At 72.1% G+C, this 12513-nt stretch carries 10 protein-coding genes; 6 read left to right on the top strand and 4 right to left on the bottom strand.

The features are described from left to right. Window positions 1–50 precede the first annotated feature (50 nt). From AB0G10_RS29515 to AB0G10_RS29505, 3 genes are all read left to right on the top strand, one after another. Window positions 51–896: a MurR/RpiR family transcriptional regulator gene (locus tag AB0G10_RS29515; RefSeq protein ID WP_360928748.1), complete on the top strand. Its 846-nt coding sequence runs from the start codon at window positions 51–53 to the stop codon at window positions 894–896. Between the two features lie 593 nt (window positions 897–1489). Next, the gene (locus AB0G10_RS29510; RefSeq protein ID WP_360928746.1) at window positions 1490–2608 is read left to right on the top strand and encodes an S-(hydroxymethyl)mycothiol dehydrogenase; all 1119 of its coding nucleotides are present in this window, start codon (window positions 1490–1492) and stop codon (window positions 2606–2608) included. Beyond that, a complete protein-coding gene (locus AB0G10_RS29505; RefSeq protein ID WP_360928743.1) occupies window positions 2605–3216 on the top strand; it encodes an MBL fold metallo-hydrolase in 612 nt (203 codons plus the stop codon). Before AB0G10_RS29510 ends, AB0G10_RS29505 begins: the two co-directional genes overlap by 4 nt. Window positions 3217–3598: 382 nt before the next feature. Here AB0G10_RS29505 and AB0G10_RS29500 read toward each other — a convergent pair whose 3' ends face one another. Further along, on the bottom strand, window positions 3599–4990 hold the full coding sequence (locus tag AB0G10_RS29500; protein WP_360928740.1) for an FAD-dependent oxidoreductase: 1392 nt from the start codon (window positions 4988–4990) through the stop codon (window positions 3599–3601). A gap of 74 nt (window positions 4991–5064) precedes the next feature. Between AB0G10_RS29500 and AB0G10_RS29495 the strand changes: the two genes are divergently transcribed. Together AB0G10_RS29495 and AB0G10_RS29490 are read left to right on the top strand one after the other, a co-directional pair. Beyond that, window positions 5065–5721, top strand: a complete 657-nt coding sequence (locus AB0G10_RS29495; protein WP_360928737.1) for a TetR/AcrR family transcriptional regulator — start codon at window positions 5065–5067, stop codon at window positions 5719–5721. Between the two features lie 590 nt (window positions 5722–6311). Next, a complete protein-coding gene (locus AB0G10_RS29490; RefSeq protein WP_360928735.1) occupies window positions 6312–6860 on the top strand; it encodes a TetR family transcriptional regulator in 549 nt (182 codons plus the stop codon). A gap of 6 nt (window positions 6861–6866) precedes the next feature. Here AB0G10_RS29490 and purU read toward each other — a convergent pair whose 3' ends face one another. From purU to AB0G10_RS29475, 3 genes are all read right to left on the bottom strand, one after another. Beyond that, complete coding sequence (gene purU, locus AB0G10_RS29485) at window positions 6867–7772, bottom strand: formyltetrahydrofolate deformylase (protein WP_360928732.1); 906 nt, start codon at window positions 7770–7772, stop codon at window positions 6867–6869. A 94-nt stretch (window positions 7773–7866) separates the two neighbouring features. Further along, entirely contained in the window at window positions 7867–9639 is a 1773-nt protein-coding gene (locus AB0G10_RS29480) for an ATP-binding protein (RefSeq protein WP_360928729.1), read from the bottom strand. Next, on the bottom strand, window positions 9636–10325 hold the full coding sequence (locus AB0G10_RS29475; RefSeq protein ID WP_360928726.1) for a response regulator transcription factor: 690 nt from the start codon (window positions 10323–10325) through the stop codon (window positions 9636–9638). Before AB0G10_RS29475 ends, AB0G10_RS29480 begins: the two co-directional genes overlap by 4 nt. A 154-nt stretch (window positions 10326–10479) precedes the next feature. Between AB0G10_RS29475 and asnB the strand changes: the two genes are divergently transcribed. Next, window positions 10480–12387: an asparagine synthase (glutamine-hydrolyzing) gene (gene asnB / locus AB0G10_RS29470; RefSeq protein ID WP_360928723.1), complete on the top strand. Its 1908-nt coding sequence runs from the start codon at window positions 10480–10482 to the stop codon at window positions 12385–12387. The last annotated feature ends 126 nt before the right edge of the window (window positions 12388–12513 follow it).

Here is a 12513-nt window from a genome sequence, read left to right as displayed (position 1 = left end):
CTGAATCAACACATGCACCCTATCGGATTTGTGTTTTAGGATATTCAGCCATGGCGCCCGAGGACTGGCTCGTGAACCTGGCGCGGCAGCATCGCCTCTCCCCCACCCAGCGGCAGATCGTGCAGCGGATGATCGGGATGTTCCCCGAGGTGGCGTTCCTCTCCACCATCGAGATCGCCGAGCAGGCCGGGGTCAGCCAGCCGTCCGTCACCCGGCTGGCGACGGCGCTCGGCTTCGCCGGTTTCCCGGAGTTCCGGTCGGCGCTGAGGGAGGCGGTCCTGGCCGGCGTGCCGTCGCCGAGGTCCGCACCCGATCACCACCCGGATCGGCTTCACCCCGGTATCGCGGCCATCGAGCAGGAGTGCGCCAACCTCGGCAGCCTCCGCCGCGAGGTCACCGGCGACCGGATGGCGGCGGCGGTGCGCCTGCTGGCCGGGTCGTCGCCGCTCGGCGTGATCGGCCTGCGGGCCTCCGCCGCTCTCGCCGACTATTTCGGATATTTCGCCCGGCGCATCCTGCCGGCGGTCGTCACCTGCACCGACGCCGCGACGGTGGCCGACTCCGTCCTCCAGTGGCACCAGCAGGGAGCCCGGGCGGTGCTGATCTTCGCGATGCCCCGCTACCCCGCCGCCACCGTCACGGCGATCCGCCTGTCCCGCAGGCTCGGCCTCGCCACGGTGGTGATCGCCGACAGCGCCCTGGCCCCCTTCGCCGCTGAAGCCGGCATCCTCCTCGTCACCCCGGTCGCCTCCGGCCTGGTCTTCGACTCGCACGCCGCAGCCGTGGTCCTCTCCATCACCCTCCTCGACGCCATGGCGGCCCTCCACCCGCAGCGGACCCAGCAGCGCCTCGAAGCCCACGAGTCCCTGATCGACACCTGGATCCACGACACCTGACCTTCCCCGCGCCACCCTCACCGCGCCACCTCCCCCGCGCCACCTCCCCCGCGCCACCCTCACCGCGCCACCTCCCCGCGCCACCCTCACCGCGCCACCTCCCCCGCGCCACCCTCACCGCGCCACCCTCCCCGCGCCGCCCTCCCCGCGCCCGCCTCCTCACGCCGCCCTCCTCAGGCCGCCGCGACGAGAACCCACGGCGCGCCGTCTTCCATGAGCCGGGGTGCCGCCGCCGGGCCGGGTGGTGGCGACGGGACGGTTGGCGGCGACGGGCCCGGTGGTGGCGACGGGCCGGGTGGCGGCGACGGGCCGGGTGGCGGCGACGGGACGGCCGGAGGTGTTCGCCTCGGCGGGGTGTAGTGGGCGGGGACTGACAGGAGGAGGGCGCGACCACTCACTCAGGTGGCCCGGCGCCCGGCTCGCGGTCCGGACGCGCCAGCGGCCGGCGAGCGGTGGCGGGCACCTCGGCGGGAGCTGCGGCCGGGGCCACCCACCCCGCTGCGACATGAATTTGATCTTGATAGGGGCGGTGGGGTGGCGTTCACGATGTGGCAGGCTTTGTCACACCGATGGAAGAAGGGAACCTCGCACACATGCAGCAGGTGAAAGCGGTCATCGCACGGGCCAAGGGCGCGCCGGTGGAGCTCGTGACGATCAACGTTCCCGATCCCGGTCCCGGCGAGGCCGTCGTGAAGATCCAGTCCTGCGGGGTGTGCCACACCGACCTGCACTACCGCGAGGGCGGCATCAACGACGAGTTCCCGTTCCTGCTCGGCCACGAGGCGGCCGGGATCGTCGAGGCGGTCGGCGACGGTGTCACGGGTGTCGCGCCCGGCGACTTCGTGGTGCTGAACTGGCGGGCCGTCTGTGGCGAGTGCCGGGCCTGCAAGCGCGGCGACCTGCACTACTGCTTCAACACGCACAACGCCACGCAGAAGATGACCCTGGAGGACGGCACCGAGCTGTCGCCGGCGCTGGGCATCGGCGCGTTCGCGGAGAAGACCCTCGTGGCGGCCGGTCAGTGCACGAAGGTCGACCCTTCCGCCAGGCCCGCGGCGGTGGGTCTGCTCGGCTGCGGCGTGATGGCCGGCATCGGCGCGGCCATCAACACCGGTGGCGTGACGCGCGGCAAGTCGGTCGCGGTCATCGGCTGCGGTGGCGTGGGCGTCGCGGCGGTCGCGGGCGCGGCCCTCGCCGGCGCCTCCCCGATCATCGCGGTGGACATCGACCCGGCCAAGCTGGAGGCGGCCCGCAAACTGGGCGCCACCCACGTCGTGGACTCGTCCAAGACCGACCCGGTCGAGGAGACCAAGAAAATCGCCGCCTCGGTCTATCCGGGCGCCGACGGCGCTGACGTGGTGATCGAGGCGGTGGGCCGGCCGGAGACGTGGAAGCAGGCGTTCTACGCCCGTGACCTGGCCGGCGTGCTGGTGCTCGTGGGCGTGCCGACGCCCGACATGAAGGTGCCGGACCTGCCGCTCATCGACGTGTTCGGGCGCGGCGGCGCGCTAAAGTCCAGCTGGTACGGCGACTGCCTGCCGTCCCGGGACTTCCCGATGCTGGTCGACCTCTACCGTCAGGGCCGGCTCGACCTCGACGCGTTCGTGACCGAGGAGGTCGGCATCGAGGACGTCGAGGCGGCGTTCGCGAAGATGCACGGTCCCGCGGCCGCGGGCGAGGCGCCGGTGCTGCGTTCGGTCGTGGTCCTGTGACGGCCCGGGTCGACCACGGGGTCGTGGCGGGGACGTTCAGCCTGGACGGGCAGACGTACGACGTCGACAACAACATCTGGGTGGTCGGCGACGACAACGACTGCGTGGTCATCGACGCCCCGCACGACGTCGACGCCATCCTCGCCGTCGTCGGCGGGCGCAAGGTCGTCGCGATCGTCTGCACGCACGCCCACGACGACCACGTGCGGGTCGCGCCGGCCCTGCGGGAACGGACCGGGGCGCCGATCTTCCTGCACCCCGGCGACCGGCCGTTGTGGGAGCTGACCCACGGTACCGACGAGGTGTGGGACGCCGACCTCACCGACGGCGCGGAGATCGCGGTCGGCGGTACCACGCTGACCGTGCTGCACACGCCGGGGCACGCGCCGGGGGCGGTCTGCCTCTACTCGTCCGAGCTCGGCGCCGTGTTCACCGGGGACACGCTGTTCCAGGGCGGGCCGGGGGCAACCGGGCGGTCGTACTCCGACGCGGACCTGATCGTCGACTCGATCAAGGCGAAGCTGTTCGCGCTGCCGGAGGAGACGGTCGTGCACACCGGGCACGGCGACGACACGACGGTCGGGGCCGAGCGGGAGCGGCTGGCCTGAGCCGTCGCCCTGTCGAGCGATCTTGAACGCGTTCCCACCCTCCCCGCGCGATCTTGAACGCTTGACCACCCCGCGCGCGCGATCTTGGACGCGCGACCACCCCGCGCCTGCGATCTTGGACGCGCGACCACCCCCGCGGCGCGATCTTGGACGCGGGACCACCCTCTGAGCGATCTTGGACGCCTGGCCACCGAAAACGGTGGTCACGCGTCCAAGATCTGGCGGAAGGTGGGGACGCGTTCAAGATCGCGTGGCTGCGGTGGGGACGCGTCCAAGATCGCGCGGCGGCGGTGGGGACGCGTCCACGATCGCGCGGGGGCGGTGGGGACGCGTTCAAGATCGCGCGGCGGCGGGTGGGGACGCGTTCAAGATCGAGGGTTGGTCAGCTGTCGAAACCGAAACCGACCGCGTCCATCGCCCTCAACCACAGGTTCCGCCGTCCCCCGTTGGCGTCGGCGTGCGCCAGCGACCGCCGGGTCAGCTCCACCCCGGCCCAGCGGACCGGCTCGGGCGGGAACGGCAGCGGCTTCGAGCGCACCATCCGGGTGGCGGTCCGCTCGGTGGTGAGACCGTCCAGCATGTCGAGCATCACGTCGGCGCCGAAGCGGGTCGCGGCCACGCCGAGCCCGGTGTATCCGGCCGCGTACGCGACTCGGCCGCCGTACGCCCGCCCGAAGAACGCCGAGAACCGCGTGCACGTGTCGATGGCGCCGCCCCACGCGTGCGAGAAGCGCAGGCCCTCCAGTTGCGGGAACGTGTCGAAGAAGTGGTCGGCGAGCCGGTGGTACGTCTCCTGCCGGTGCTCGTGCGACGGGTCCAGTTTGCCGCCGTAGTGGTAGATGGCGTCGTACCCGCCCCAGAGGATGCGGTTGTCGGCGGTCTGCCGGAAGTAGTGGAACTGGTTCCCGGAGTCGCCGAGGCCCTGCCGGTTCCGCCAGCCGATCGCCGCGAGCTGGTCGGCGGTGAGCGGCTCGGTCATCAGCGCGTAGTCCCAGACCGGGATCGTGTAGAGCCGGGTCCGCTTCACCAGCGACGGGAACACGTTGGTGCCGAGGGCCACGTGCCGGGCGCGTACCCGGCCCAGCGGCGTGCGCACCGCCATGCCGGCGCCGTCGCGGGCCAGCTCGGTCGCGAACGTGCCCTCGAAGATGCGCACACCGAGCCGCTCGGCCACCTCGGCGAGTCCCCAGGCCAGCTTCGCCGGGTTGACCATGGCGGTGCCGGTGCGGTCCCAGGCGCCGGCCAGGAACCGCGGCGACCTCACTTCGGCCTGCACCGCGTCGTGGTCCATGAACTCGACGCCGACACCCTGCGACCGGGCCAGCTCTACGCCCTGGCGCAGCGCCTCGACCTCGTGCGGCGCGGTCGCCACGTCGAGGGCGCCGGTGCGCTCCCACTCGCAGTCGATGCCGTACCGGTTGATGGTGTCCTCGATGCCCTGGAGGTTCTCCAGGCCGAGCCGTTCCAGCTCGGCGATCTCGGACGGCCAGCGACTGTATCCGTTCGCGAAGCCGTGGGTGAGGCTCGCCGCGACGAAGCCGCCGTTGCGCCCGGACGCCGCGTGCCCGATCCGGCCGCCCTCGATCAGGACGACGTCACGCTCCGGGTTCCGCTCCTTCGCGTTGATCGCGGTCCACAGCCCGGTGTATCCGCCCCCGACCACCACGAGGTCCGTGGCGAGCTCCCCGGTCAGCGGTCCGCGCACGGCGGGCCGTCCGGGGTCGGCCAGCCAATAGGTGGAGTAACTCACGTCGCTCAATGACTGTCGGTTCATGGGTTGCACCTCGGTGCCGAGTTGGGGGGAGCACTAACATTGGTCGGTTGCCCGAGCCGGAAATGGGAGAGAAATTGCGAGCCCGAGTGGCGCTGACCCCCGAGCTGATCGTCGACGCGGCGAGCCGCCTGGCCGAGAACGCCGGCGCGGACGCGCTGAGCATCCGGGCCCTGGGCAAGGAGCTGGGGGTCGACCCGACCGCGGTCTACCGGCATTTCCGGGACCGTGATCAGATCGTTCTGGAGGTCGCCGACCGCCTGCTCGGCGCGATCGTCGACGGTCTCCCGGACGATCTCGCCTGGCGTGCCCGGCTCGAATGGCTGGCCCAGGAGATGGTCCGCTCGTTCGTGGCGCACCCGGCGATCGCCCCGATCCTGGCGCTGCGGACCACCCGCCGGCAGGGCGAGTTCCGCCTGGCCGAGGAGATCCTGGGCGCCCTGCGCGAGGCCGGCCTCTCCGACGAGAGCGCCGCCGTGCAGCACCGCGTCTTCGACGACACCGTGATGTCCTACGCCGCGATGATCAGCGCCTACACCGCGATGGACGCCTCGAGCCGCGAGGGCGACGAGTCGGCCTGGTCCCGCGAATACCGGGCGCTGCCGGTCCGCCGCTACCCGAACATCGCCGCGGCCGCCCAGCACTTCGCCGGCATCGAGGACGAGACGGTCCTCCAGGAGCTGGTGACAGCCCTCCTCGACCGCGTCGAGAAGCTGGCCGCCGAGCCCGGCTGAGACCTCGCCACCCGCGCCGATCAAGCTGCCCGTGCCGATCACGCCACCCGCGCCGATCACGCTCTCCGTGCCGATCATTCGCTGAGCGCCGATTCCGCGGGCAGCGCCGGGACCGCACGGCCCCGATTCGCCGACCACGATGCCGGAAGGCATGTGACACCCCGTTCCGCAGCCACGCCACCCGCGGCCGCACCCCAAGCATCGCAGTTGTCAGCACCGTTGACAACACCTTTGCCGGGCGGATGTCAGCGGTGTTGACAACAGTCTTGACGCAGCGTGCGGCGTCGTGGCGAAGCTCGCAGCACTCCACCGCCCCACCCAAGATCAAGATCAAGGTCAATGGCATGTCGCAGCGGGGTGGGTGGTGCGGACCGCCGCTCCCGCCGAGGTGCCCACCACCGCTCGCCGGCCGCTGGCGCGTCCGGACCGCGAGCCGGGCGCCGGGCCACCTGAGTGAGTGGTCGCGCCCCTCTCCTGTCAGTCCCCGCCCACCACGCCCCGCCGATCCCGCGGCGCATGCCCGGCCCGTCTGCGGAATCGCCAAGTCAACGAGTGTTTATGTGACATCCGGTGATCGGTAAGCTGAGATCATGACGACTCCGCGGCGCCGGGATGCGGCCGCCACCAGGCAGTTGCTGCTCGACGCGGCGCGCCGGCGGTTCGCTGCCGACGGCTACACCGCCACGTCGGTGCGGGACATCGCCGCCGAGGCGGGGGTGAACGTGGCGCTCATCAGCCGGTACTTCGAGTCGAAGGAGGGGCTGTTCCGGGCCTGCCTGCGCGGGACCGTCGACGAACTCAAGCAGACCGCGTTCGAGGGTGGGCCGCGGGAGCTCGCGGCCCGGATGGCCGGCGCGCACAGCAAGGCGCCGAACCAGCTGCTGCTGCTCCTGCGCTCGTCGGGCGACGAGGCCGCCGAGCGGATCCGGCTGGACACCCTCGCCTCGATAGCGGCACGACTCGCCACCGCCGCCGGGACAAACCCGGAAAATCCGCAGATATCGGTGAACGCCCAGTTCGTCCTGGCCACCGCCCTGGGCGTCGTCATCCTCCGGTCGGCGGGGCTCGAACCCCTGAGCACCGCCGACCAGGATCAGCTGACCGCCTCCTTCGAGAAGGTGATCACCGCGCTGCTGTAGGAACGATCAGGGGAAGACGATCGTGTGGTTGCCGTGCCGGATCACCCGGTCCTCGGCGTGCCACATGACCGCCCGGGACAGCACCGCCCGCTCCACGTCGGCGCCCCGCCGCTGCAGATCCGCCACCGTGTGCGCGTGATTCACCCGGACCACGTCCTGCTCGATGATCGGCCCCTCGTCCAGGTCCTCGGTCACGTAGTGCGCGGTCGCCCCGACCAGCTTCACCCCGCGCTGCTTGGCCTTGGCGTACGGCCCGGCCCCGATGAACGCCGGCAGGAAGCTGTGGTGGATGTTGATGATCGGCACCCCGGCGCGCTCGATGAAGTCGCCGGAGAGGATCTGCATGTAGCGGGCCAGGATGATGAAGTCCACGTTGCCGGCGAGCAGCTGCAGGTTCTGCGCCTCGGCGGCCGACTTGTCCGGCCCCTGCGACGGCACGTGGAAGAACGGGATGCCGAAGGAGCGCACCTCGTCGGCCATGTCCGGGTGGTTCGAGATCACCATCGACACGTTGATCGGCAGGTCGCCGCGGCGGTGCCGCCAGAGCAGGTCGAGCAGGCAGTGCCCGTCCTTCGAGGCGAAGATCGCGACGCGCTTCGGCACCGACAGGTCGCGCAGCGTGTACTCCAGCTCGAAGCCGTCGGCGAGCTGCTCGCGCAGGTCGTTCTCGATGGCCGGGAGGGCGGCCTTGAGGCCGGGCCGGCTGAACACGGTGCGCTGGAAGAACGCGCCGCCGTGCGGGTTGTCGGAGTGCTGGTCCAGCTGCACGATGTTGGCGTCGTGCCGGCCGAGCACCGCGCTGATCGCCGCGACGATCCCGGTCCGGTCCCTGCCGTGCACGATCAGGACGGCCTGGTCGGCGGCGGCGGGCACGGGGGTGAGGGGCGCGGGCGCCTGCTGGGTCAGCGACACGATCGGTGGTCCTTCCGGAAAGTCAGAGCTCGGAGAAGATCCTGCCCGTTCCCGATCGGCGACGGTCCCCCGGGTCCGGGGAATCCCACGAAAGTCACCCGGCGGGCAGCCGCACGGTGAACGTGGTCCCCAGGCCGGGCGTGCTCTCCACGGCCAGGCTCCCGTCCTGGTCGGCGACGATCCGGCGGGCGATCGTGAGCCCCAGGCCGGAGCCGCCGGTGGTGCGCTGCCGCGCCGGATCGGCACGCCAGAACCGGTCGAACACCCGGGACACCTCCTCGGGTGTCATGCCGACGCCGGTGTCCCGTACCGAAAGAAAGGCTCCCGCCGCATCGCGCCCCACCCGGATCTCCACCCGCCCGCCCGCGTCCGTGTAGCGGATGGCGTTGCTCAGCAGGTTGCCCAGCACCTGACGGGTCCGATCCGGATCGGCGCGCACCTCGACCGGCTCGGGGGCGTCCACGACGAGCTCGACGCCGGCGTTCCCGGCCACCGCGCGATGGGCGGTCACCGCTGTCGCCGCCAGCTCGGCCAGGTCGCAGGGCGCCGGCGCGTACTCCAGCTCGCCCGCCTCGGCGAGCGCCAGCACCTGGAGGTCGTCGAGGATGCGGCGCTGCAGCAGGGTCTCCTCGTGCAGCGAGGCGAACAGCTCGGGGCTCGGCTCGATCACCCCGTCGGCCAGCCCTTCCAGGTAGCCGCGCAGGTTCGACAGCGGCGTACGCAGCTCGTGCGCCACGTCGGCGATCAGCCGGCGCTGGCGCTCCTCGCTGCGCTGCAGCGCCTCGGCCATCGAGTTGAACGAGTTGGAGAGCGCGGCCAGCTCGTCCTCCCCGCCGCCGTAGGGCACCCGCACGTCCAGCCGGCCCGCCGCGAGCTGCAGCGACGCCCCGGTGAGCAGCCGCACCGGGCGGCTCACCCGGCGGGCGATCCAGGCCGTGCCGAGCGCCGCCGCCACGACCACGCCGAGCACCGCGAACCCGGCGGGCCGGCCCAGCTCGGTGACGGCCGTGTCCGGCGGCGCCCCGAAGTAGATCTCCACCGGCACCGCGGACGTGGAGAGCGCCGCCTGGGCGAAGGTGGTGGTGAGGCAGTCGTCGTACGCGGGCATCGACAGCCGGCACACCCCGATGTCGGTCCACCAGCTCAGCAGCCAGCCGCGGTCGTCGCGCACCCGGTTGGCCGCGGACGCGGCGCAGGCCGGCTCGGCGGCCAGCTGTTTCACGTCCAGGTACGGCGGCTCGACCGACGCGAGCGTCGGCGGCCAGGGACCCTGCTCGGCCATGCAGCGCACCTTCACGAGCGCGGCCCGGTACTGCGCGAGCTGGTAGAGGGTCTGCGTGCCGGGGTCGCCGGGCGGGATCGGGCCGAACAGGTCGTCCGGCAGCGACGGCATCGCCGGGGACGCCACCGGCGCGCCCCGGTCCCGCCGGGGCCGGCCCGCGGCGTCCCGGCCGTCCCCGGTGAGCGCCGCCGCCGTCGCCAGCTGGCCGGCGGCGCTGACGATCAGCGGGTCCAGCGCCGGCGCCGGGTCGGCCTGCCGGGCCAGCAGCTGCACCGGCCCGGCCGCCCGGCCGTCGAGGTTGTCCGAGTCGGAGAGCACGACCTTGCGGTCCTCGGTGACCACCCGGATGTGCAGGCCGGTCCGGCCGGACATCGCCCCGACCACCGTGTCGATCCCCTCCCACCGGCCGTTCCGGATGCCGAACCGCCGGATCTCGTCGACGATCGCCGCCTCGTGCTCGTCCCGGGCCTGGTCGACCCGGGCCGCCTCGCGCGAGGTCAGGCTGATCGTGAGGTAGGCGGTCGCGCCGATCGCGGTCACCGCGACGACCAGGACCAGCACGAAGATCCGGAGCCGGAAGCTCACTGCTCGGCCATCCGGTATCCCCGGCCGTAGACGGTCTGCACGTACCGCGGCTCGGCCGGGTCCTTCTCGATCTTGCGGCGGAGGTTGACCACGTGCGCGTCGACCGTGCGGTCCGAGACGTCGTTCTCGAAGCCGAACACCTTGTCCAGGATCTGCGCCCGGGTGAAGACCCGGCCCGGCTCGCGGGCCAGCAGCTCCAGGATGCCGAACTCCTTCGCGGTGAGCCGGGTCGGCTCGCCCGCCACCCGCACCTCGAAGCGCGGCCCGTCCACCTCGAGGTCGCCGACCCGCAGCACGTCGGTGTCGGCGTTGTTCCGGGTCCGGCGCAGCAGCGCCCGGATCCGCGCGGTCAGCTCGCGCGGGCTCACCGGCTTCGCCAGGTAGTCGTCGGCGCCGATGTCGAGGCCGAGCAGCATGTCGTTCTCCGCCGAGCGGGCCGTCACCATGACGATCGCGACGTCCGACTCGGCGCGCAGGATCCGGCACACGTCCAGGCCGTCGACCAGCGGCATCATCACGTCCAGCACGATCAGGTCCGGCCTGCGCGCCCGGGCCTGGTCGAGGGCCGCCCGGCCGTCACCCACCGTGAGCACCTGGTGCCCCTCGCGCTCCAGGTAGAGGCGGATCAGCTGGGCATGCTTGGGATCGTCGTCGGCAACGAGAATGCGGGCTGTCACGGGTCGCATTGTGACCTCTCGGGGCGAGCCCGCCCAAGGAATGTCAAGAACCGGTGAGATAGCGATGAGAAAGCGGATCCCTGCCGGAACCGCACAGGTTCTTCACAACCGCCGTCCTACGGTCGCCTTCCCTTTGCGACACCAGGAGACTTCCATGTGCGGCTTGAGCGCGTTCGTCAGCAGCCGGCCCGACGCGGGGCCGCCCGACGCGGACACCACGGCCGCCTTCGAGGCGGCCCTCGCGACCATGCACCACCGGGGACCGGACGACACCCGGATCGAGTACGGCGACGGGTTCGCGTTCGGCTTCAACCGGCTCGCCATCATCGACCGGGAGCTGTCGGCGCAGCCGCTGCACTACGCCGGCCGCTGGACCGTGGTCTTCAACGGCGAGATCTACAACTACCGGGAGCTGCGGGCCGACCTGATCCGCAACCACGACGCGGCCTTCGCCACCGACGGCGACTCCGAGGTGCTCGCCGCGGCCTTCCACCACTGGGGCGAGGCGGCCCTGCCCCGGCTGCGCGGCATGTTCGCGTTCGTCGCGTACGACCACCGCACCGGCACCCTGCACGCGGCCCGGGACGCCTTCGGGATCAAGCCGCTCTACCTGCTGGAGACCGCCGACGGCCTGCACCTGGCGAGCGAGCGCAAGGCCCTCGACCCGTTCGCGGCGCCGGCCGGCAACGCCCTCGACACCGACGCCCTCGCGCACTACCTGACCTTCCAGTACGTGCCGGACCCGCTCACCCTGCACCGGCACATCCGCCGGCTGCCGCCGGGCCACCGCATCGTCTGGACGCCGGGCGGCGGGGTCCGCCAGCACCGCTGGTTCAAGCCGTCGCTGCGTCCGCTGCACGTCCAGCCGGAAGCCGCATACCAGGCGATCCAGGACGCGCTGACCGCGAGCGTGGCCCGCCACATGCACGCCGAGGTGCCGGTCGGCGCGTTCCTCTCCAGCGGCGTCGACTCCTCGGCGATCGTCGCCCTCGCCTCCCGGATCAAGCCGGACCTGCACGCCTTCACCGCCGGCTTCGGGGCCGGCGGCTACTCCGAGATCGAGGTGGCCGCCGACACGGCCGGGCAACTCGGGGTCCGGCTGACGCCGACCGTGGTGAGCGACGACGACGTGCTGGCCGCCCTCCCCCGGATCGTGCGGCTGCTCGACGACCCGATCGCCGACCCGTCGCTGATCCCGCTCTACTTCCTGGCGCAGACCGCGTCCCGGCACGTCACCGTGGTCCTGTCCGGCGAGGGCTCGGACGAGCTCTTCGGCGGCTACAAGATCTACCGGGAGCCGCTGTCGCTGGCCGGCGTGGACCGGCTCCCGCCCGGCGTGAAGCGCGGCCTCAAGCACCTCGCCGAGGTCCTGCCCGAGGGCGTCCGCGGCCGGTCCTTCCTGGAGCGCGGCACCACCCCGATCGAGCAGCGCTACTACGGCAACGCCCGGATCTTCACGCCCGAGGAGAAGGCCCGCCTGCTGCGCTACACCGCCCAGCCGCACACCGACATCACGGCCCGGCTCTACGCCGAGACCGCCGACGTCGACGACGTGGCCTCCATGCAGTACGTCGACCTGCACACCTGGCTGCCCGGCGACATCCTGGTGAAGGCCGACCGGATGTCCATGGCGCACAGCCTCGAGCTGCGCGTCCCCTTCCTCGACCAGCAGGTCTACGCCGCCGCGGCGGGCCTGCCCACCGAGCTGAAGCTGCCCTCCGGCTCCCGCTCCACGAAGCACGCCTTCCGCGAGGCGATGCGCGGCATCGTCCCGGAGTCCGTCCGCGACCGCGACAAGCTGGGCTTCCCCACCCCGACCCGGCTCTGGCTGAAGGGCCCGATCGGCGACTGGGTGGACTGGCTGCTCGCCACCTCCCAGGCTGGCGACCTGATCGACCTGAACTACGCCCGGGGCCTGCTCGCCGAGCACCGCCGGGACGAGGCCGACCGCTCCCGCAAGGTCTGGACGGTCGCGATGTTCTGCCTCTGGCACGCCATCGCCGTCGAGAAGTCCATCACGGTCGAGCCGCCTCAGTGGGTCGGCACCCCGATGGTGGCCTCGCTGAGGTGACGGAACGCGATCGCGTCCTCCACCTCGAGGACACGGCCGGGAACACCGGTCCGGCCGGACCGGTCGTCATCCGGCCCGGCACCGTGGTCAGGCCCGCGAGCGCCTCGGTCCGGCGGCGGTGCCGGC

This window comes from Actinoplanes sp. NPDC023714 (assembly GCF_040639855.1).
Lineage (GTDB): Bacteria > Actinomycetota > Actinomycetes > Mycobacteriales > Micromonosporaceae > Actinoplanes.
This window is presented reverse-complemented; position numbering and strand designations above follow the sequence as displayed.

Excerpts from the sequence above, each read along its gene's own strand:
- AB0G10_RS29515 (WP_360928748.1), top strand. The coding sequence starts at position 51 with ATGGCGCCCGAGGACTGGCTCGTGAACCTGGCGCGGCAGCATCGCCTC.
- AB0G10_RS29510 (WP_360928746.1), top strand. The coding sequence starts at position 1,490 with ATGCAGCAGGTGAAAGCGGTCATCGCACGGGCCAAGGGCGCGCCGGTG.
- AB0G10_RS29500 (WP_360928740.1), bottom strand. The coding sequence starts at position 4,990 with ATGAACCGACAGTCATTGAGCGACGTGAGTTACTCCACCTATTGGCTG.
- AB0G10_RS29490 (WP_360928735.1), top strand. The coding sequence starts at position 6,312 with ATGACGACTCCGCGGCGCCGGGATGCGGCCGCCACCAGGCAGTTGCTG.
- AB0G10_RS29475 (WP_360928726.1), bottom strand. The coding sequence starts at position 10,325 with ATGCGACCCGTGACAGCCCGCATTCTCGTTGCCGACGACGATCCCAAG.